A 20,840-nucleotide genomic window follows, 5' to 3' on the forward strand; every position below is an offset into this window, starting at 1 on the left:
CGTCTGTCCTTGCTGTCCGCAGCCAATGAAAAGAGAACAGCAGCGCATATCACGAAGCGGCGGTCTTCCAAAATTTCTTGACAGGAAGGGTGCATATCGATGCATCTTGTATGCATGTCTGCAAACATAGAGACATTGCTGTTTCCGACCCCCCTTTCTGCTGCGAGTGGCCTGCCCCTGCGCGCACAGATGCGGGAGCGTATCCTGACAGCGATAGGGTCTGGTCTGCTCTCTCCGGGAGACCAGCTTCCCACGATGCGGGCGTTGTCAGTTCATCTTCGGGTTGATCTCAACACTGTGCAGCGTGCTTACGCGGAACTGGAACGGCTGGGTGCCATCGAGACGTATCGGGCGCGAGGCAGTTTTGTGAGCCAGCATCCTCCATCGGCCGATATTGATCGAAAGAAGGGAGAGCTCATGAATCTCGCTGCGGCAACAATCGCCCGGAGCCATGCCTTGGGGCTCGATCCAGACGAGCTCCTCCGGGCCATGCAGCACCTTCTTGAAGCGTCTTCGCCCACAATCGCGCCAGATACCGGCGCCGGAAAGGCATAGTCATGATTTCGTATCCAACACTTCCGTCGTCCATGTCGCGGCGCAGCAATGGCCTTCCTGTCAATTCGGTGTCTATTGCACTGGCTCTCGGGTGTGTTCTGGTCGGCGGGGGCTTACAGGCTCTGACCTTTAACCTCGCCTTCTCGATCATCGGCGTGGTGTTGGGCGTTCTCGTCCTTCTGTCTCTGAAAATGTGTAATTCCTGGCAGCGTGCTCTGGTCTTGAGAGCCGGTAAAATTCAGGGTTTGCGGGGACCTGGGCTGTTTCTCATCATCCCTTTCGTAGATCAGGTCACCGAAGTGGTTGATCAGCGGATCAGGACGGTTCCGGTGCATACGCGGCAAACCCTGACGCGTGATACGACGCCGGTGGATGTGGATGCTGTTGTTTTCTGGATGGTTCATGATCCACTCCGCGCCATCACGGAGCTGGATGACTACGAGGGGTCCGTGTCTATGGTAGCCCTGACGACTCTGCGTGAAGTGGTCAGCAGTTCTGACCTTGCCGTGTTGCTGGAGGATCGTCGCAGAATTGATGACCAGCTTCGGGATCTGATTGAGGTTAAGACGCGCGAATGGGGTGTCACGGTGCAGGCCGTTGAGATCCGTGATGTTCAGCTGCCAGATAATTTACAGGATGCGATGAGCCGTCAGGCGCAGGCAGAACGGGAACGTGCAGCGCGTGTTACGCTCGCCAGTGCCGAGCGTGCTGTTGCTGTGGAGTTGGCGGCTGCAGCCAAAACGTATGAAGCCTCACCGATTGCCCTGCAGATTCTTCAGATCAACCGCGTTTTTGAGATGAACAAAAACCGTGGAACGACCATCCTGATGCCGACCACCATGGCCGATGCGATGGGCAGTGCGACCGCCTTTGCTGCGGCCGTGCAAACCGCAACACAAACGGATTCTGAAGCACCATCAGCCTAAATCACGTCAGAACGTGGCTTTTGATGAGAGGCTCCAGCCAGTCCACGAATGTTGTCACACGATCACCAGCGGAGTGCCTGTGTGGATATAGAATGGTCATAGGCAGAGCCTCTGCGCACCATTCAGGCATTACGCTGACGAGCTCTCCAGTCTGGATGTGATGCTGCACGTCGTAGGCCGGAATCTGGATCAGACCCAGCCCGGCCAGGCAGCAGGCAATGAGGGCTTCAGCGTTATCCACCGTCACGCGACTGGGTGGCGAAGCGGTTTTGGTCTCTCCGCCCTCCTGCCATTCCCATTCTTCCGGTCGGCCAGTGACGGGGGATGCATATCGCACCACGTAATGATCGTTCAGGGCATCTGGGTGGGCAGGGCTGCCAAACTGGTCAAGATAGGCCGCACTCGCGACGTTAATCAGATTGAGTTCTCCGATCCTGCGACTGATGAGACCGGAATCCTGCAACGGCCCTACACGCAGAACGCAATCTGCTCTGTCTTCCACCAGATTGATGGCTCGGTCCGTGACGCCAAGATCGACGGACAAGCCAGGGTGACGGGATAAAAAATCGGGTAAAGCCGGGGCAACAATGAGACGTCCGATCCTGCCCGGCATATTGACCCTTACGACACCACTGAGGCCGTCACGGTCTTTCCGGAACAGCGTTTCAATGTCCTCCACCTCCCCGATGACGCGCAGGCAACGCTTGTAAAAAGCCAGTCCGTCCTGAGTGGGAGAGACCGCGCGCGTGGTTCTGGCGAGCAAACGCGTTCCTGCTCGCGTTTCCAGATCACGAATGGCTGTGGAGATGGTCGAACGTGGCATGTTCAGCATGTCAGCCGTGCGTGTGAAACTGGAAGTTTCAACGACTCTGGTGAAAATGCGGAAGAGGTCGATCCGGTCCAAAAAAGTCTCCGCAGAGCAGGGGCCTGAGTTTGTTCGTGATTCCTGACAGGTGTCGTCAGGAATACAGCCTTTGTTATGTTCCGTCAGACGGTAGCCTGCGCGTTCCATTTCAAAAAGGCGGAGACCGGATCATGACAGATCACAGTATCAAAGGAAAAACGGTTCTTATTGCTGGGGGCGCCAAGAACCTTGGCGGCCTGATCGCTCGGGATCTTGCGGCTCATGGGGCTCGTGCCATCGCCATTCACTACAACAGTGCAGCGACAAAACCCGCTGCGGACGAAACGATCGCGGCTCTCAAAGCCCAGGGCGTGGAGGCCGTCGCCTTTCAGCAGGACCTGAGAACCGCTGATGGGAACACCAAGTTGTTTGCTGACACTGTGGCTGCGATTGGTCGGCCGGATATTGCGATCAATACGGTTGGCAAAGTGCTCAAGAAGCCAATGGCAGAGACGTCTGAGCAGGAGTTCGACGAGATGTTCGACGTGAACACGAAGTCGGCTTTTTTCTTCATTAAAGAAGCCGGAGAACATCTCAACGACAACGGCAAGATTCTGACGCTCGTTACGTCACTTCTGGGAGCTTACACGCCGTTCTACTCCACCTATGCGGGAAGCAAGGCAGCCGTCGAGCATTTCACACGGGCTGCTTCCAAAGAGTACGGTGCACGAGGCATTTCCGTGAATGCGATTGGTCCCGGGCCAATGGATACGCCCTTCTTTTATGGGCAGGAAGGTGCGGATGCCGTCGCATATCACAAGACGGCTGCTGCCCTGTCCGCTCTAAGCAAGACCGGCCTGACCGATATTGAGGATGTTGTCCCCTTTGTCCGGACGCTCGTGTCTGATGGCTGGTGGATGACGGGTCAGACCATTCTTGTGAATGGTGGATACACGACTAAGTAAGAAAAAAGGCTGCCAGGGTTTTCTCCCTGGCAGCCCTTTGCAGGCTCAGAATGTCGCGTTGATACGGCCGTAGTAGTAGCCGCCATTGATCGGCACCTGTGCCGAGTTGGAGTCATAGACGGCAGCACCGTATGAGCTCAGCTCTTCTGGCAGTCTGCGGGGACGAATGTTGAAGACGTTGTTGCCGCCAACAGCCACATGCCAGTGCTCGTTGAAGCGATAGCCGACTTCAAGATCGGTCAGCCAGCGCGGAGTGTTCTTGAACTGGCCAAAGCAGGTGTTGGAGTAACGAAGGGCGGCCCCGCCGGCAGCGGCGCAGGTGGCAGAGGTTGGCGTCCAGTCCTGATAGGTCATCATGCTGGTGGTCTCGCCGTAACGCGTCTGCCGCACGTTGATGTCCCATTTCCCAACCGTGTAGTACGCGTTTAGGATGATCTTGCTCCGTGGGTAGCCCGTCGTGAGATACCCAATTGTCTGCGCATTGAGCAGCGGGTTGCCATTTGTATCGCTGGCAACATGATGCATGCGGGTACGGTTCAGATCCAGCGCCATGCTGAGAGCGAGATTACCGTAGCGATGCAGGTGGAACGTGTAGTCGGCCTTAATGTCCAGGCCCTGTGTCCGCGTACTGGCAACGTTGGCAAAGTAATAGGCCGAGACGTTGCTGACATCAAAAGAGTTGACTGGCAGCGCGTAACCCATGGCCTGAATGGCGTCGACAGCCGCCTGACCCTTCGTGGTTCCACCTTGCGAAATGCGGTTGCGCAGATTGATCTGATAGACGTCTGCCTCCACGTGGAAGCCCTTGACCGGTTCCACGACGACGCCGCCACTGGAGCTTACGGAGTATTCGGGCTTGAGCGGGCTGGCACCCAGGATCTGTGCTGCTGCGGAGCTGACAGGCAGAAGGCCGCTGGCGCTGGTCGGGCTCACACTCATCGTGCTGTAGTGCTGCTCGGCGAGGGTCGGGGCACGGAAGCCTGTGCTGATCGTGCCGCGGAAGGCCAGCCAGGGCGTTGCGTCGTAGCGTGTGGAGACCTTGCCGTTCTGGGCATTGCCAACATCTGTGTAATGCTCGAACCGGCCTGCGAAATCCAGATCCCAGTGCTTCAGAGGGTGGAAATCGCCATCAATATATGCGGCCCAGATGTTTCGGCTCCAGGAGCCTGCATTCTGTGGTCGCAGACCAGCATAACCCTGCGTGCCACCAACCTCGTAAGAAGCGGGCTCACCAGCGACGATGTCATACATTTCGAGGCGATGTTCACCTCCAAAGGCAAGAACCATCGGGACGGTGTTGAAGATGTTGATCTTCCGGCGGAAATCCAGGTTGTTGGTCCACTGGGCATTACGGTAGTTTAGCGCGCGCACAGTCGTGGGAGACCAGCCACACCCGGTGGAGGAATAATTGGCGACGTTGCCGTTGTTGCAGGTAGAGCCCAGCATACCGGTGTTGGCCGTGTTCTTGTTGCTGATCTTGTCCTGGTCCGCACCGTAAACCGTGCTCAGATCCCAGTCGAAGCCATAGAAATCATGCCCTTTGAGGCCGAGTTCACCGGCGTAGTCGTCTTCATCAATGACTTCGAGGGGGGAGAAACCGGAGGGATAAAGCGTCGGGGCAATGCTAGGAACGCGGTAATTCTGAATGGCTTCGGCATGACGATGGGCGTAGGTCACCTGCCCATACAAATCGATTTTTTCAGTAATCGGCTTCCCGAAATCAATCCCCAGATTTTCACGGGTTTCTTCGGGGGTGCTCATGATTTTGTTAGAATTTTTCGGCACGTTCACGGCATTGGCCACAACGCCTGTATAGTAGCCATTGGTGTTGGCGCCTGCCGGCCAGCTTCCCAGAAGGCGATGGTCATTCGCACCAGCAACAAAGTGATCCGTGTGATAAACTTGCCCGCTGATGTGCATGAAACCATCATGGCCAAGTTTGAAGCCACCATCAGCATTGAGCTGGTACTGCCATCCGTCTCCGTTATAGGCGTTCGCGCCAGTCTGGGCTGACATGTTCAGGCCGTGATTCTGCTTCTTGGTGATGATGTTCACCACGCCTGCAATCGCATCGGAGCCGTACATGGCTGCTGCGCCATCTTCCAGAACTTCGATGTGGTCGATCATGTTTGCCGGGATCATGTTCAGATCGACTGGTGTGGAGCCAAATTGGGGCCCGGCGTTCTGTACGATGTTGGCGGTAACATGACGGCGCTTGCCATCAATCAGGATCAGCACCTGGTTCGGGTTAAGGCCACGCATCCGGATCGAGGAGGTGAGAGCGGCAGTATCACTCCCCTTCGCAGAGACGTTGATCGAAGCGTAGGTGCGGGTCAGGGCATCAGCCAGATTCATCTGGCCGGACCGACGAAGCGTTGCTGCGGACACGACTGTTACCGGGCTCGAGCTGTCTCGAGCCCTTTTGTTACTGGCATGTGTCCCCGTAACGATCATGCTCTCATTGCCGCCTTCAGCAGCGTGATGCTGCACAGCCTGTCGCTTCACTGCCGTGGGCGTTGTTGCTGCCTGAGGCGTGGCATGACGATGGATGGTTTTGGGATGAGTATTCGCCGTTGCCGTAGGTGTTGCGGCAAAAGCATGGGTTCCGACGGTGGACGCCAGGAGAGACGTTGTTGCGAAGAAAAAGAGACGCCTTGATGACATACCGTCGACTCCCAATAAGCTACGGTCTTCTGCAGCACCAACGCTGCTGTCATTATTCATAACGAACTCGTTACGTCTGGCTATGCAAATTCTGATACCGAAATGTTTTGTCATTCTGAAAAAGAAACAAAGGCCGCAATCAGGAAATTGCGGCCTTCTGGAACATTTAGATTTTGAAGATGTCAGGCGGTCTTGTTGAAGGCCGCTACAATATTGGAGAGGTTTCTCTGCCTTCGTGTCGCAAGCCGTGCAGCAGTCAGAACTGATCTGGCTTGAGAGATAGCTGTATCGAGGTCAGAATTAATGATCGTGTGGTCAAACTCTGCCCAGTGAGAAATTTCATCCAGCGCGGCTTTCATGCGCTTTGCAATTTCTGCCGGGTCGTCAGAGGCCCGTTTGTGGAGCCTGCGTTCCAGTTCTTCAAGTGACGGTGGCAGAACAAACAGGCTCACTACGTCTGCGGGGAGGGCGGCTCTCAGTTGGCGATGGCCTTGCCAGTCAATGTCAAAGACCATGTCATGACCGGCCTCTAATGCCTCCTCAACGGGCGCGCGTGGCGTGCCATAGCCACGGCCGAAAACTTCTGCCCATTCCAGAAGCTCCCCGGCGTCTGCCATCGTGCGAAACGCCTCGATATCTCGGAAGTGGTAATGAACACCTTCGACTTCACCGGGACGCGGCCCACGGGTCGTCACGGAAACAGAGTGCTTCAATGATGGCTCTGACGCACGAAGGGCGTTTGCAATCGTGGATTTACCCGCACCGGAGGGGGCTGAAATCACCAGGCAGACACCGCGTCGGGGCTGTTGGATCATGAGGGTCTCCTTGATGTTTCCTGAGGCAGGACAATGTCGCTGCCTCTAGCCTGAAAACCCCTTGTCTGACCAGATGTTCCTCAGGTTTCCGACTGAAGCTGTGCTGTTATTGCGCTGCTGAGAGACCGTCTGCGGGATCCGCCAAGGATGTGGCCGAGGGGGGCCAGAACCTCGATATGGTCACAGATGATCTTGAAAACGGCGAGCATCGGGACGGACAGGAAGGCGCCGGAAATGCCCCACATCCAGTCCCAGAACAGAAGAGACCCCATCACGAAAACCGGGTTCAGCGTGAAGCGCCGGGCCAGAAGCATGGGGGTAATGGTTTCTCCTTCCAGCACATGAATCAGCAGGTAGATGGAAGGGGGAACCAGTGCATAAAGCAGGGACGGGAAGGTAAAGAGCCCTACAACGAAATAGACCACCATTCCGGTCAGGGGGCCGATGATCGGGATGTAGTTGAGCAAAAAAGCCAGAACCCCCCAGAGCAGGGGATTGGGCATGCCCGTTGCCCAGCACTGGATCATGTTCGCAAGCCCCACCAGCAGGTTCATCATCGTGATGGTTGCAAGGTAAAGCGAGACATTCCGTTCGATCTGGGTCGTAATCTGAACGAGCCGACGCTTCTTCCGGAATGTGGGCATGATTTCCACAATCCGGCGCAGTAGTGTGTCCCCTTCCGTCATGAGGAAGAAGAGCATCAGCAGCATGGAAAAGAAGCCGCCTGCAATTTCCCTGGTGCCTGCGAGAACTGACGTTCCAAGGCGGCTGAGGGCATTCTCTCCACCAATCGGAGCCGCTACGGCATGAGAGCCAGAGGGTCTGTAGCCGCCGAACATCCCGGAAAGCCGCATGTAATCCCGCTGCATGACTTCAATCGGCCCTCGCATGACGGCCAGTTTGCTCTGAAGAGCAGGGAGGGTCTGTGGTGCGCGGGAAATCCATCCTGCCGCCGGGACTGAAATCGTGGTCGCAATCCCTCCAACCACGCCAAACATGGCAACGATCAACAGAAGGGCAGCCAGATGTTTGGGAAGATGAAGCCTCTGCCGAAGGAAGCGCATGGGGGCAATCATCATCAGATTGACGACCAGTGCGAACACGAACGGCAGAAGAATGGGGGCTGTGAAGTATAGAGAGTAGAATACGGCCAGAATCGTCAGAATCAGAACGCAGATGTCCCGGACGTTCAGGTGCTGACGTAATATGTTACGGTCGAGCGTCGGATCTGGCAGTTCATCATTATCCCGCGGAGGGGGCCAACTTGGGCCGGATGCATCCTCTTCCGGCGGAAGAGAGGCTTTCTGGCTGGAAACTGCGGAAGGCTCTGTCGGACGGCCGGACATGTTTGACGCCTGAAGCGGAGAAGGGTGACGTCAGGGTAAAAGCCCTGACAGAGGACACAGTTGCGTGTTCTGCCCAAAAACCCTCTTGAACTCCAGTGGGAAGAGGTAACTAAATAATGATCAGAGCTGGTGGGGGTCTGCCCTGCTGGCGAACCTGGAGCTAGGAGAACAGCCATGGCTTGGAACACGCCGAAAGTTACCGAAATTCCGCTAGGCGCAGAAATCAACTCGTACGTCTGCGGCGAGAAGAAGTAATCATCTTTTCCCTTTTGGGGAAAAATGGCGGCCGCCTCCCACAGGGGCGGCCGTTTTCTGTTCATGCTTCCCAGACGGTTTTCTGAAAAATGATTGATGTCATCGTGCTCGGCTCCGCGGCCGGCGGTGGTTTCCCCCAATGGAACTCCGCAGCGCCGGGGTGTGTTGCCGCCCGCACGCGACAGGGCGCACGCCCTCGCACTCAGGCCTCCATTGCCGTGAGTGCTGATGGAGAACACTGGTTTGTTCTCAACGCCTCCCCTGATCTCCGGCAGCAGATTATCGAGACTCCGGCCCTTCATCATCAGGGCAGTCTGCGCGGTACGCCGATCCAGAGCGTCATTCTCACCTGTGGTGAAATTGACGCCATTACGGGTCTGCTGACCCTGCGGGAACGTGAGCCTTTCACGCTCATGGGGAGTGACTCCACACTGGAGCAACTGGCGGCCAATCCGATTTTCGGTGCGCTCGATCCTGCGATTGTCCCGCGCGTTCCTCTGACGCTTGATGCGCTCACAGCTCTGAAGCTGAAGGATGGCAGCCTGTCAGGCCTGACGCTCACAGCCTTCGCGGTTCCGGGGAAAGCCCCGCTTTACGCTGAGGCTGAAGGGTCGCGGCCTGATGAGACACTGGGTGTGTCCATCACGGATGGAAAGCAGACGGTCCTGTTCATCCCCGGCTGCGCCCACATAACACCAGAAATCATCGAACGTGCCTCTCAAGCGGATCTGCTGTTTTTTGATGGCACCCTATGGCGCGATGATGAAATGATTCGTGCGGGACTCAGCCCCAAGACAGGTCAGCGTATGGGGCATGTTTCCGTCCGGGATAGCGGCGGCCCGGTGGAGTGCTTCGTGTCCTGCTCAAAACCGCGTAAAGTCTTGATTCACATCAACAACTCGAACCCGGTTCTGATGGAAGACAGTCCGGAACGCAAAGACGTCGAGAACGCGGGGTGGACCGTGTCCGAAGACGGCATGACTTTCAGACTGGAAACACCATGACACTCCTGACCCCTGACCAGCTCGAAACCCGTCTCCGCCAGATCGGGGCTGAGCGCTACCACAACCGTCATCCGTTCCACCGCAAGCTGCATGACGGTCTGCTGACGAAGCAGCAGGTACAGGCTTGGTCCCTGAACCGCTACTATTATCAGGCGAAGATCCCGGCCAAGGACGCCACGCTCCTTGCTCGCCTCCCGACCGCCGAGCTGCGCCGCGAATGGCGTCGCCGCATCGAGGATCATGATGGTACGGAGCCGGGAACAGGTGGTGTCGCGCGCTGGCTCGTACTCACGGACGGTCTGGGTCTGGATCGGGAGTACGTTGAGAGCACGGCCGGCCTGCTTCCCGCGACTCGTTTTGCCGTGGATGCGTACGTGAATTTCGTGCGTGATCAGTCCATTCTGGCCGCTATCGCATCCTCCCTGACCGAGCTGTTCTCTCCGACGATCATCAGCGAACGTGTCTCAGGAATGCTGAGGCACTACGACTTCATTTCTGAAGAAACGCTGGCCTATTTCACCCCACGCCTTACGCAGGCTCCTCGGGATTCCGATTTCGCGCTGGCCTACGTGCGGGAGAATGCTCGAACGCCAGAACAGCAGCGCGAAGTTTTGGGTGCTCTGGAGTTCAAGTGCTCCGTTCTGTGGTCCATGCTGGATGCGCTGGATTACGCGTATGTGGAAGGGCACATCCCGCCGGGCGCTTTCGTCCCATGAGCGTGACGGAAGAGACCGTCCTGTCCTTTGCGCGTGGTCATCGGTTGCAACATGACCGTGTTCGGGATGTCTGGCTTGTTCAGGCTCCCGAAAAGGCTTTCATTATCGAAGGCGCCGCCCCACATATCCTAGGTCTTGTGGACGGAGAGCTGGCTGTTGACTCTATTATAGAGAAGCTGACGGAACAGTTCTCCGCCCCGCGCGAAGTCATCTCCACGGATGTTCTCGCGCTTCTTTCTGATCTGACGGAAAAGGGCGTTCTGCGCGCATGACCTTGCCCCAGCCACCGATGAGCCTTCTGGCTGAACTGACCCATCGTTGTCCGCTTGCCTGCCCCTATTGCTCCAATCCGCTGGATCTGGAACGCAAGGCGGCAGAGCTGGATACGGCTGGATGGAGGCGGGTGCTTGAACAGGCGGCGGAGATGGGCGTCCTGCAGGTTCACTTCTCGGGTGGTGAGCCAATGGCCCGGCCGGATCTGGTCGAACTGGTGACGCTGGCACGAAAGCTGAATCTTTATACAAATCTCATTACGTCCGGCGTCCTGCTGGATGAAGCCAAACTTGATGCACTGGATAAGGCCGGGCTGGATCATATCCAGCTTTCTTTCCAGGATGTGACGGAAGAGGGCGCCGAACGCATTGGCGGCCTGAAAGGCGCGCAGCCTCGCAAGCTTAAAGCCGCCCGGCTGATTCAGGCGTCCGGGATGCCCATGACGTTGAACTTTGTTGTTCACCGGGAAAATGTCGCGCGCATTCCACAAATGTTTGAGCTGGCACGTCAGCTTGGGGCTGGCCGCGTCGAAATTGCTCATACCCAGTATTATGGCTGGGGCCTCAAAAACCGCGATGCGCTGCTTCCCAGCAGAGAACAGCTCGAAGAGTCTACGCGTGCTGTAGAAGCCGAGCGTGAGAAGGGAGGTCTGGCCATTGACTATGTCACGCCAGATTATCATGCAGACCGTCCCAAGCCCTGCATGGGCGGCTGGGGGCAGCGGTTCGTGAACATCTCCCCGTCTGGTCGCGTTCTTCCCTGCCATGCTGCGGAAATCATTCCGAATGTAACCTTCCCGAACGTACGGGATGAATCGCTGGCCGAGATCTGGAACAATTCCCACCTGTTCAACATGTTTCGTGGAACGGAGTGGATGCCGGAAGCCTGCAGGGCCTGTGACCGCAAGGAGATCGACTGGGGAGGCTGTCGTTGTCAGGCGCTGGCTCTGACAGGGAATGCCGCCAACATGGACCCGGTTTGCAGCCGCTCACCATTTCATGACATCGTCGAGAAGGCGGTGGAGCAGGCAGAAACGCCTGAACTGGTTTACCGTCGCTTCTGAAGTTTTGTATCGAGTTTCCCATGCCCGTTCCGGACATTGACCAGTTTCACGCTATCTCCATTAGTGCGCTTGCTCACAAGCTTGCGGCGGAGGGGCGCAGCATCATCCATATGGAATTTGGTCAGCCCTCCACTGGTGCGCCGAAGGAAGCCATTGAACGGGCACAGCATATTCTGGCGACAGATCCCATGGGATACTGGGAAAGCCAGCCACTCAAGGAGCGTATTGCCCGGCATTACCAGGAGACCTACGGCGTCGCCGTTCAGCCAGAGCAGGTAATCCTGACCTGCGGCGCCTCTCCGGCGCTTGTCCTGGCTCTGACGAGTTGTTTTGTGCCTGGGCAGCGTATTGCGCTCGCGCGACCGGGTTATGTTGCTTACCGCAATACGCTCCGCACACTTCATATGATGCCGGTGGAAATGCCTTGCGGAGAAGCGGAACGCTTCCAGTTGACGGCAAAAGCCGTGGCCGAGCTGGAACCTGCACCAGACGGTCTTATTATTGCCAGCCCTGCCAATCCAACGGGGACAATTCTGCCAGACAGTGAATTGCAGTCTATCATTGATGTCTGCAAGGCCCGTGGAATCAGAATTATATCAGACGAGATTTATCATGGTCTGAGCTACGGGGAGCCCGCCCATAGTGTTCTGGAACATGACCCACACGCGCTGGTGGTCAACAGTTTTTCAAAATACTTCAGTATGGCTCCGTGGCGGCTGGGGTGGCTGATTGTGCCATTGGACAAGATAGATGCTGCCCGGGCGCGCATGGGAAATCTTTTCCTCACACCCTCTGCATTGAGTCAGCATGCGGGACTGGTCGCTTTTGATTGTCGGCAGGAGCTCGATGGCCATATTGAGACCTATCGGCGAAACCGCGATCTGCTTCTTGAAGCTCTGCCCGTGCTTGGCCTGACGCATATCGCACCACCGGATGGTGCATTCTATATTTACGCGGATATTGGACATCTCACAGAGGATAGTCTGTCGTTCTGTCGTAAGCTTCTTCTGGAAACGGGGGTCACGACGGCGCCCGGTGTAGACTTCGACCCTGTTAATGGTAATCGCTTCATGCGGTTCAGTTTTGCCGTTTCCACCGATCGGATTGAAGAGGCTGTGCGTCGCATGACGCCTTGGTTTCGGCAGCAGGCTAATGAAAGGTTTTTAAGCCAAGACGACTGAGGCCGTCCTGGCTTATTTGAGTTAGGCTACCGGCACGTTCCGAAGGAAAGCTACGCTTTCCACACAGGCCGCAGCAGCTTCACGGCCTTTGTTCTCAGCGTCTTCCCGTGAACGGGCAACAGCCTGTGCTTCGGTGTAAGTTGTCAGGATACCAAACGCGACCGGCACTTCCGTTGCGAGCTGAGCCTGCATAATACCGATGGTCGCACCCAGCGAGATAAACTCGAAGTGGGCGGTATCTCCCTTGATGACACAGCCGAGGCAGATCACACCTTCATATTTGCCCGATTTGGCCAGTCTCTGAGCAAGAAGCGGCAGCTCAAATGCACCAGGAGCATCATAGACGTCCACATCCGTGATGCCGCGCTCTTCCATCCATTCGAGCGCCCCATTCTTCAGGCCACCTGTGATACCGGTGTTAAAACGGCTGACGATGATCGCCATTTTGGGGGCTGGAGAAAGGCGCAGGTCAGGGGCGACGGGGATATGCTTGCTCATGCGGGCTGTTCCTGAAGGAAATGGCCCATCCGCGTCCGCTTGGTGGCGAGATAGGCCCGGTTAAAAGGGTTGGCTTCAATTTCCAGTCGCTCGCGGGACTGCACATCAAAACCGAAGCGAACAAGATTGGATTCCTTGTCCGGATTGTTCGTCAGAAGGCGAAGGGACGTGACGCCCAGATGCCGGAGCAGGTCGGCGGCTGCATCCCATTCACGGGCATCCGCGGGCAGGCCCAGAGCCTCGTTTGCCTCCACGGTGTCCATGCCGCCATCCTGAAGCTCATAGGCCCGAATCTTGTTGGCAAGGCCAATGCCTCGGCCTTCATGACCGCGCATATAAACCAGCACGCCGCATTCAGACGCTGATATCCGCTCAAGAGCTTCCCGAAGCTGAGCACCGCAATCGCACCGCAAAGAACCCAATGCGTCACCCGTGACACATTCTGAGTGCAGTCGAACCAGCGGGATTCCCTGAGAAGGATCTCCCTTCACGAGGGCCACGTGTTCGACACCGTCTACGGCCCGGAAAGCATGGATCTTCAGATCATGGCCACCGAAAATGCTGGGAAGAGCAGATACAGCCACCATTTCACCGGTAGCAGGGACTGGTGTGCTGATCAGTTGAGCATCATCCACGGAGCCACGCCCGTGCTCGCGGCACCACTCCTGCAAGTCCGCAATACTGACGACTGGCATTCCATGCTTTGCAGCGAAGCGGCGTAATTCGGGCAGGCGCATCATGCTCCCGTCGTCCGCCATGATTTCGCAGATCACGCCCGCAGGCTCGAGGCCAGCGAGGCGCGCAATATCAATCGACCCTTCCGTGTGGCCATTACGGGCGATCACACCCTCTGGGTGGGCGCGCAGAGGAAAGATGTGGCCCGGCGAAATCACATCAGCTGCTGTTGCGTCAGGGCTGGCGGCAACAACGATTGTTCGGGCACGGTCTGCGGCCGAAATGCCAGTGGTTACGCCTGTGGCCGCCTCAATGGAGACTGTGAAGGCCGTGCCCCGCGGGTCACGGTTGCGGCTGACCATGGGGGGTAGACCAAGACGGTCCACCTGCTCAGCTTCCAAAGGAAGGCAGACCAGACCCCGCGCTTCACGCACCATGAAATTGATGGCTTCCGGTGTGGCGAACTGCGCCGCCATGACCAGATCGCCTTCATTTTCACGGTTCTCGTCATCAACCATGACGACCATGCCACCTGCGCGAATGGCTTCAATGGCAGCTTTCAGGGATGGCTTCATGACGCAACCTTTCCAAGTGTAGGCGAGAAGCGCAGCAGGTTTTCGACGTACTTGGAGAGTACATCGACCTCCACGTTTATGCGTGTTCCGACTGTGAGGGACGAGAGGTTCGTATGGTCCCAGGTATGAGGGATGATTGTCAGACCAACCTCAAATCCGGACTGGTTTCCCCGCACAACATCATCATGCAGTTCGTTGACCGTCAGGCTGATCCCATCGAACGTGATGGAGCCCTTTTCCACAACATACTGGCGCAAAGCCTGTGGGACGAAAATGCGGAGGGAATACGAGTCTCCGGATTTTTCGACACTGGCAAACGTCGCGACATTATCGACATGTCCCTGCACGATATGCCCGGACAATCGGGTATTGGCTGCGACCGCACGTTCCAGATTAACGCGAGACCCGGCTTTGAGCTGCTCCAGAGGTGTCCGGGAGAGAGTTTCGCCGCTCAGGTGAAATGTTGCCACCCCAGCCGCATCGAACGTTTCAACCGTTAGACAGACGCCATTCACAGCGACACTTTCGCCTAACTCAAGATCCGGAAAGCCTGTCTCGACGGTCAGGTCCATGGCCTTGTCACGGAGGGATACGGCTTTGACAGTACCCAGACGCTCTATGATTCCAGAGAACATGCGCTTTCCCTCAGCAGTCGTAGCGGGCTCTCGTCCCGCGATTGAAGTTCGATGTGATCAGTGTCGCCATCCTTGCGGATGGTCAGCCAGTCGTCCCACATGCCGGCATCGGAGACGGTTTTCAGAAGGGATGGACCGGCTTCCACCATGGCCCAGTTCACGCCGCGCTGGGCAAGCATGGGGGGTACGGAGAGAAGGTCAGGACTGACCAGAACCGTGAACCCGGCCTGTTCCATCCCGGTTTTCCAGTCTGTGGGCAGGCGCCCTTTCCGGTCACACACCACAAGAAGGCGTGGGCCGCGATCCGGGTGATCCGCTACCCGACGCACTGTAAAGCGCGGCTTGTCAGCCAGAACTGTCCCGATGCCCGTGATGATGGCATCGGTAGCACGGCGCAGACGATGAGCCAGCGTCAGTGAGGCTTCGGAGGTGAACGTCGTCTGTCCCGTCGGCGGAATCATCGTACCATTTGAATCCAGAGCCTGCTTGACACTGATCCAGGGGCGATGACGAACGACGCGGCTCAGAAAAGGTGCCAGCAGGGCACGGCAATCGCGTTCAAGATCAGCCATTTCCGGGACATCCGAAAGGAATGTCACGCGGCGCCCGTTCGGCATCTCCCGCAGCCGCTCTGCGCCGCCTGCAGCCTGCGGATTAGGGTCAGCAACGCCGATCCAGACATGCTCGACGGGACTATTGCGCAGCGCTTCACTGCAGGGAGAGGTACGCCCCGTGTGATTGCAGGGCTCCAGAGTTACAAGTGCAGTTCGCACATTGCCCAGAACACCGGCATCGCGAGCCTGTGCAAGAGCCATGGCTTCTGCATGAGGCTGCCCAGCTCGTGGATGAACGCCGACTGTAAGAACATGGCCTTCTGCATCGAGCAGTGCGCATCCGACAGATGGATTGGGAGAGGTTGCTCCCAACGTGTCGGCCGCATGGTCCAGGGCCAAGCGAAATCCTGCTCGGATCTGGCTTGCACTCGCTGCGCTGGAAAAGGTGGTTTGTTTTAACAAGGCTGCGGTCACGGTCCCATTATTAGGGACGTTCGCAGGGCGCACGCCGCCCTTAACCGATATTCGCAGTGGGAGAGCGCGAAGATGCACGGTCCTCCCACCCGAGCAATCGGGCAAGTGCTGCGTTCTCTCTCATCCGGACTATGACCGTCGGCTCCGGAGTCTCACCGGATCTGCTTGACCCTTCCTATCCGTAGATAAGAAGGCGCTCGCGGGCTTAGGAGGGACCGAAATCCCTTCAATACCGCCGGTGGGGAGTTTCACCCCGCCCCGAGAACGTCTGTTCAGTCAGGAATATGAGACCGGGAAATCACAGATTACAAGTGGAATCGAACACAAAGAGACGTGAAAACTGCTTATGTGTCATATTTCGTGATCTTGTAGGTTTTCTTAAGCGCCATAGAAAAAGCCGCCAGAGAAGACTCTGGCGGCTTTTTCTGACTGTTCTCCCTGAAGAGAGACAGCAATCAGTGCGTGGAGGCATCCGTGTGACGCTGAATGGCATCCTGCGTTGCGTTCGCACCGCGAGACACATTGTGGCCCACGGAACTGACGTCCTGACCAGCACCCCGAACAGTGTTGCAGGCCGAGAGAGAGACGGCGGCACCAGACAGTAGCGTCAGGGAAAGTGCAACACGGGCGACGGACTTGATGGACATTGGGTATAACTCCTTGAAGAAGCGTTCGTTATCGAAACGCTATTCGCGGAGGAAAGTTCATCCGCGACAAGACGTTTGTGTGGCCCGATTGTTTCAAAATGAAACAGAAATCGAACATGCCTTCGAGGGGCTGATCCGGTTAACCCAAGGTAAAGTCCGCCAGTTCATCTGCAAGTTTCTCGGGGTCAGGAATCCGGTAGTTCATATGAAAGCCACTTCCTGCGCCAACCGGATCCAGGCCGGCGCTATCATACAGATAGCGGGCGTGATTGTTGTTCGCCTTATCGACCAGGCACTGGTTAACCCACATATCCGGACCATGTGCCAGTGTGACAACCCTGCGCTGAGGGAAGAAGAGGCTCGTATGCAGATAGGCGTCATTATACCCGATCACGAGGGGATTTGACGCCCAGAGCTTGAGCTGATCCCGGAAAGTCATTTCACTTGGATAAACGGTTCCAATACCCTTCGCTCTCAACGCGGACGTCAAAAGGCTTTCATTTTCCACCCTGACATTGCCCTCGGGCAGCTTCTCTTGCGAGAGAAAGAGCACGCGCCCCGGGTGGTTCTGTTCGCCTTCGGGCAAAATCTTTCGCCCAATGCTGTGCGCCAGATCTGCAAAGACATCATAAATGAAGGAAAGCTCTTCAAATGCCGCCGCTGCAACTGTGATCCTTGGAAAGCGGACTGGGGATAAAACCTGCAGGAAATGATCTGCCGTCAGATCAAGGGCCGTCATGATCGTCCGAAAGTAGCTCTGCGCCATCAACTGAGCCACAGGCTGCGGACTGCTAAACACCAGCTTCAGGCGTGATCGTGCGTAAGGAGGAAGGCCCCACAGGCGAGAGAAGACGTTGGCGAAGAAATAAGGATATGACGGATTAAGGTTTCCAAGGAAAAAATAATCAAACTCATCACTCAGAACCGGGCATGCCGGAATATCCGCACAATCTCTGGAACAGAGTGGTGTGTGAAGCGCACCGGCGCCGGTATAGAGCATTCCCTCAGGCACACTTCGGCCCGAGGGTTCGAAAAGTCCCCACTGTGGGGCAGTTCCAGGCGGGATAAAGACAGCATTTCTGACGTCCCGCTGGTTTGGGAGGTCCTGAATCAGAAGTCTCCGACCAACGAAACCCGTACAGTCTTTCAGGGCCATATCCCGACCTTTCCTGAAGCTTGAAGCAGCCTCCAGCAGGCCGCGCAGACAGTTCTTGAATGTGTTTCGCTTGCATCGGTCAGCACATCAAGCCCAACTTCCGTGCAAAGAATGGCTCAGAACTGATGACAGCAGGGGGGTGCGCTGTTAGAAAGCGCGCAATTCTCCCCCTGACGGATACCAGACGAGGCCGTTTCATGAAGATCGTTGCCTGCAACAGTAATCTGCCGCTGGCTCGTGCGGTGGCGAGTGAACTACGGCTGCCCGTGTGCAAAACCGTGGTCAAACGCTTCGCGGATGGCGAAGTCTTTGTCGAAATTCAGGAGAACGTCCGCGGTGAGGACGTTTTCGTGGTGCAGAGCACCTGCATGCCGACAAACGATCACCTCATGGAACTGCTGGTGATGCTCGACGCGCTGCGTCGTGGGTCTGCCCGCCGGGTAACGGCTGTCATGCCGTATTTTGGATATGCCCGACAGGATCGCAAGTCCGGCCCCCGTACGCCCATTAGTGCAAAGCTGGTTGCCAATCTGCTGACAGAAGCGGGTGCGAACCGTATCCTGACAATGGATCTGCACGCCATGCAGATTCAGGGATTCTTCGATATTCCGACGGACAACCTGTATGCGGCTCCGCTTTTCGTGCGTGATCTTAAAACGCGCCTTCCGGACCGGGAGCTCATGATCGTGTCTCCTGATGTTGGTGGCGTTGTTCGTGCCCGTCAGCTTGCACAGCGTCTGAACGTTGACCTGGCCATCATCGACAAGCGCCGTGAACGCGCCGGCGTGTCGGAAGTCATGAACGTGATTGGCGATGTCTCAGGACGTTATTGCGTGCTGGTAGACGACATTGTGGACAGTGGTGGATCACTCTGTAACGCGGCCAATGCTCTCATGAGCCGGGGCGCGGAAGGCGTGGAGGCTTATGTCACTCACGGCGTTCTGACTGGTAATGCCTGCGAGCGCGTGAAAAACAGTCCTTTGAACATGCTGACCCTGACGGACAGCATCCCTGCTACCCAGGCGCTGCTCGATACGCCAAACATTCGCCAGATTACGACTGCTAATCTTCTGGCTCGCGCCATGAGCGCTGTTGCAGATGAAAGCTCGGTTTCCTCTCTCTTCGACTAAGCTTTCCCATCTCTGGAGGTTTCATCCATGCCGAAGATCCTGACCAAGCCTTACTGGTATCTCCGGCACGGTGAAACGGATTGGAACCTCAGAGGTCTCTCCCAAGGGCGGACGGACATTCCTTTGAATGCCACGGGGCTGACACAGGCGATCCGTGCAGGTCAGATTTTTGCGGACCTGTTCCGGAAGGGAGAAACACCTTTCGACCGGATTATTGCCTCCCCCCTCTGCCGCGCCCTTGTCACCGCAGAACACACTCGTGATGCCATTCGTGACAGCGGGGGGCCTGATCTTCCTCTGATCATTGATCCCGAACTCAAGGAAGTCTGCTTCGGGGTACAGGAGGGGCAACCCATGGGAGAATGGTATGACCCATGGATTGAAGATGGCTATACGCCCGAAGGTGCTGAAAGCTTTGCAACCCTTCAGGCGCGTGCTGTTGGAGCGGTTAACCGCTCCCTGCAAACTGACGGAACACCCCTCTTTGTCGCACATGGCGCCTTGTTCAGAAGCCTGCGGGCGGGAATGAGTCTACCCGTCAATGTTCGTTTGCCAAATGCAACCCCGCTTTATCTGTCACCCTCAGAGGCGGGATGGTCCATTCTCCCTTACATTCCAGAAGACGCGTAATCTTCCTCTACCGCTTGGGTTCTTCATGGAATGGACCCCTGTTTCAACAAATGTTATGGTCTAGCTGAACCATAACTGTGCTACAGGCCATGAAGAACTTTACAATCAGAGTATCTCTGTACGGAAATACCGGGAACATCATGATGATGTATCTTTCGGCTCTGAAGCTTCAGTCGGATCTTGGTTATGGGACCATCTGCAATGTAAGAATTCCGCTTTTCGATATTTCAATTCCAGACATCGACACCAGAAATCAATTTGGCTTGCATGACACAGAGGTTATCAACTCTCGGGTTCATGGACGTGTCTCAACAGATGGTTACTGCCATATTGTCCCTCGCTCCAATGCGGCGTTTATCAGTCTGGAAGGGTATAGCCAGCATATCGACAATTTTCCTGATCGCAGAATTACGGACTATGATAAAATTTTCCCATACTGCTCCGATAATGAGCAGTATGGGGGGCCTGATGATCTTGTCATTAATATCCGTGGCGGAGAGGTTCTTACGGGTTTGCATCCGGATTATACAATGCTCCCTCCGGAATTCTATGAACACCTCATCCAGAAAACCGGCAAGAAACCAATTTTCTATGGTCAACTGACGCCATCACCTTATCTGGACGAACTGAAACAGCGCTTTCCAGATGCACGTTTTATTTCCTCCCGCGGGGAGGCGCTTGATTTTGATTATATTCGTCGATCACACTACATCGTTCCAGCATTGAGTACGTTCTCCTGGCTCGCTGCGTGGCTTTCAGATGCCAGAAAAATCTTTTTTCCGGTCGCAGGCGTGATGTCACCGCAGCAGCATCCTTCATCAATGCTGCTGCCTTTGGATGACCCCCGATACGAATTTTATGTCTTTCCTATTTATCACTCGCGAGCCATCGCGAACTATCGGGACTATCTCGATCCCGTACGAAGAACATGGCAATATGTTCCAGCAGCATCCATATTACAGAAACGCCAGAGCAACCGCCCCACACTGAATGACGCGCTCAGTGTTTTCAACGTGGCAGATTACCTTGGAATGTACGGAGATATAGGGCTGTTTGGAACTTATGGAGCTGTAGGGTCAATCAACCATTTCTGTAGCGCCGGTTTCTGGGAAGGGAAACATCCCGTTCACCTGGACAACAAATACTATGCTACCGCTTACCCCGCTGCTGCCATGGATGTTGCAATGGGGCGCTACGATACGCTTCTGGATCACTATATTCTTGTAGGATCCAAGATGGGCTACACGCCACGAGCCTGA

General features: G+C 56.2%; 22 protein-coding genes and 1 riboswitch. Of the genes, 12 read left to right on the forward strand and 10 right to left on the reverse strand.

Annotated features, from left to right (window positions below; genetic code table 11):
• Positions 1–114 precede the first annotated feature (114 nt).
• Both KP708_RS00370 and KP708_RS00375 read left to right on the forward strand, forming a co-directional pair.
• The gene (locus KP708_RS00370) at positions 115–555 is read left to right on the forward strand and encodes a GntR family transcriptional regulator (protein WP_215749645.1); all 441 of its coding nucleotides are present in this window, start codon (positions 115–117) and stop codon (positions 553–555) included.
• Between the two features lie 2 nt (positions 556–557).
• The gene (locus tag KP708_RS00375; protein ID WP_215749647.1) at positions 558–1,481 is read left to right on the forward strand and encodes a slipin family protein; all 924 of its coding nucleotides are present in this window, start codon (positions 558–560) and stop codon (positions 1,479–1,481) included.
• A 1-nt stretch (position 1,482) separates the two neighbouring features.
• Here KP708_RS00375 and KP708_RS00380 read toward each other — a convergent pair whose 3' ends face one another.
• Positions 1,483–2,385 carry a LysR family transcriptional regulator gene (locus KP708_RS00380; protein WP_215749650.1) on the reverse strand — a complete coding sequence of 301 codons (903 nt, stop codon included), beginning with the start codon at positions 2,383–2,385 and terminating at the stop codon, positions 1,483–1,485.
• Positions 2,386–2,516: 131 nt separating this feature from the next.
• On the opposite strand from KP708_RS00380, the gene KP708_RS00385 reads away from it, so the two are divergent.
• Positions 2,517–3,290, forward strand: a complete 774-nt coding sequence (locus tag KP708_RS00385) for an SDR family oxidoreductase (RefSeq protein WP_215749651.1) — start codon at positions 2,517–2,519, stop codon at positions 3,288–3,290.
• A 45-nt stretch (positions 3,291–3,335) separates the two neighbouring features.
• On the opposite strand, the gene KP708_RS00390 is transcribed toward KP708_RS00385, so the two are convergent.
• The 3 genes from KP708_RS00390 to KP708_RS00400 all read right to left on the reverse strand — a co-directional run bounded on the left by KP708_RS00390 (position 3,336) and on the right by KP708_RS00400 (position 8,115).
• The gene (locus tag KP708_RS00390) at positions 3,336–5,954 is read right to left on the reverse strand and encodes a TonB-dependent siderophore receptor (protein ID WP_215749653.1); all 2,619 of its coding nucleotides are present in this window, start codon (positions 5,952–5,954) and stop codon (positions 3,336–3,338) included.
• Between the two features lie 182 nt (positions 5,955–6,136).
• Positions 6,137–6,769 (reverse strand): guanylate kinase, encoded by a 633-nt coding sequence (gene gmk / locus KP708_RS00395; protein ID WP_202206909.1) that lies wholly within the window; start codon positions 6,767–6,769, stop codon positions 6,137–6,139.
• 80 nt (positions 6,770–6,849) lie between these two features.
• Positions 6,850–8,115, reverse strand: a complete 1,266-nt coding sequence (locus KP708_RS00400) for an AI-2E family transporter (protein WP_215749655.1) — start codon at positions 8,113–8,115, stop codon at positions 6,850–6,852.
• A gap of 174 nt (positions 8,116–8,289) precedes the next feature.
• On the opposite strand from KP708_RS00400, the gene pqqA reads away from it, so the two are divergent.
• The 6 genes from pqqA (at position 8,290) to KP708_RS00430 (ending at position 12,607) form a co-directional block, all read left to right on the forward strand.
• A complete protein-coding gene (gene pqqA / locus KP708_RS00405; protein ID WP_010502998.1) occupies positions 8,290–8,370 on the forward strand; it encodes a pyrroloquinoline quinone precursor peptide PqqA in 81 nt (26 codons plus the stop codon).
• Between the two features lie 89 nt (positions 8,371–8,459).
• A complete protein-coding gene (gene pqqB / locus KP708_RS00410; protein ID WP_215749657.1) occupies positions 8,460–9,374 on the forward strand; it encodes a pyrroloquinoline quinone biosynthesis protein PqqB in 915 nt (304 codons plus the stop codon).
• Complete coding sequence (gene pqqC, locus KP708_RS00415; protein WP_215749659.1) at positions 9,371–10,090, forward strand: pyrroloquinoline-quinone synthase PqqC; 720 nt, start codon at positions 9,371–9,373, stop codon at positions 10,088–10,090. Before pqqB ends, pqqC begins: the two co-directional genes overlap by 4 nt.
• Positions 10,087–10,362 carry a pyrroloquinoline quinone biosynthesis peptide chaperone PqqD gene (gene pqqD / locus KP708_RS00420; RefSeq protein ID WP_215749661.1) on the forward strand — a complete coding sequence of 92 codons (276 nt, stop codon included), beginning with the start codon at positions 10,087–10,089 and terminating at the stop codon, positions 10,360–10,362. Before pqqC ends, pqqD begins: the two co-directional genes overlap by 4 nt.
• Positions 10,359–11,426, forward strand: coding sequence for a pyrroloquinoline quinone biosynthesis protein PqqE (pqqE, locus tag KP708_RS00425; RefSeq protein ID WP_215749663.1), 1,068 nt, complete (start codon positions 10,359–10,361; stop codon positions 11,424–11,426). Before pqqD ends, pqqE begins: the two co-directional genes overlap by 4 nt.
• Before the next feature lie 20 nt (positions 11,427–11,446).
• Complete coding sequence (locus KP708_RS00430; RefSeq protein ID WP_215749664.1) at positions 11,447–12,607, forward strand: pyridoxal phosphate-dependent aminotransferase; 1,161 nt, start codon at positions 11,447–11,449, stop codon at positions 12,605–12,607.
• A 21-nt stretch (positions 12,608–12,628) separates the two neighbouring features.
• Here the strand turns inward: KP708_RS00430 and ribH are convergent, their stop codons facing one another.
• From ribH to KP708_RS00460, 6 genes are all read right to left on the reverse strand, one after another.
• On the reverse strand, positions 12,629–13,105 hold the full coding sequence (gene ribH / locus KP708_RS00435) for a 6,7-dimethyl-8-ribityllumazine synthase (protein ID WP_202206914.1): 477 nt from the start codon (positions 13,103–13,105) through the stop codon (positions 12,629–12,631).
• On the reverse strand, positions 13,102–14,355 hold the full coding sequence (gene ribB / locus KP708_RS00440) for a 3,4-dihydroxy-2-butanone-4-phosphate synthase (RefSeq protein WP_215749666.1): 1,254 nt from the start codon (positions 14,353–14,355) through the stop codon (positions 13,102–13,104). Before ribB ends, ribH begins: the two co-directional genes overlap by 4 nt.
• Entirely contained in the window at positions 14,352–14,990 is a 639-nt protein-coding gene (locus KP708_RS00445; protein ID WP_215749668.1) for a riboflavin synthase, read from the reverse strand. Before KP708_RS00445 ends, ribB begins: the two co-directional genes overlap by 4 nt.
• The gene (gene ribD, locus KP708_RS00450; RefSeq protein ID WP_215750100.1) at positions 14,972–16,006 is read right to left on the reverse strand and encodes a bifunctional diaminohydroxyphosphoribosylaminopyrimidine deaminase/5-amino-6-(5-phosphoribosylamino)uracil reductase RibD; all 1,035 of its coding nucleotides are present in this window, start codon (positions 16,004–16,006) and stop codon (positions 14,972–14,974) included. Before ribD ends, KP708_RS00445 begins: the two co-directional genes overlap by 19 nt.
• Positions 16,007–16,126: 120 nt before the next feature.
• Positions 16,127–16,288: riboswitch (FMN riboswitch) on the reverse strand.
• A gap of 185 nt (positions 16,289–16,473) precedes the next feature.
• On the reverse strand, positions 16,474–16,665 hold the full coding sequence (locus KP708_RS00455; RefSeq protein WP_046900458.1) for an entericidin A/B family lipoprotein: 192 nt from the start codon (positions 16,663–16,665) through the stop codon (positions 16,474–16,476).
• 139 nt (positions 16,666–16,804) lie between these two features.
• The gene (locus KP708_RS00460; RefSeq protein ID WP_215749670.1) at positions 16,805–17,821 is read right to left on the reverse strand and encodes a DUF563 domain-containing protein; all 1,017 of its coding nucleotides are present in this window, start codon (positions 17,819–17,821) and stop codon (positions 16,805–16,807) included.
• A 197-nt stretch (positions 17,822–18,018) separates the two neighbouring features.
• Between KP708_RS00460 and KP708_RS00465 the strand changes: the two genes are divergently transcribed.
• From KP708_RS00465 to KP708_RS00475, 3 genes are all read left to right on the forward strand, one after another.
• Positions 18,019–18,951: a ribose-phosphate pyrophosphokinase gene (locus tag KP708_RS00465; RefSeq protein WP_046900960.1), complete on the forward strand. Its 933-nt coding sequence runs from the start codon at positions 18,019–18,021 to the stop codon at positions 18,949–18,951.
• Positions 18,952–18,978: 27 nt separating this feature from the next.
• A complete protein-coding gene (locus tag KP708_RS00470) occupies positions 18,979–19,581 on the forward strand; it encodes a histidine phosphatase family protein (RefSeq protein ID WP_215749672.1) in 603 nt (200 codons plus the stop codon).
• A gap of 140 nt (positions 19,582–19,721) precedes the next feature.
• On the forward strand, positions 19,722–20,840 hold the full coding sequence (locus tag KP708_RS00475; protein WP_252347320.1) for a hypothetical protein: 1,119 nt from the start codon (positions 19,722–19,724) through the stop codon (positions 20,838–20,840).

It is taken from the genome of Gluconobacter sp. P5H9_a (assembly GCF_018812085.1).
In the GTDB taxonomy this organism is placed as follows: domain Bacteria; phylum Pseudomonadota; class Alphaproteobacteria; order Acetobacterales; family Acetobacteraceae; genus Gluconobacter.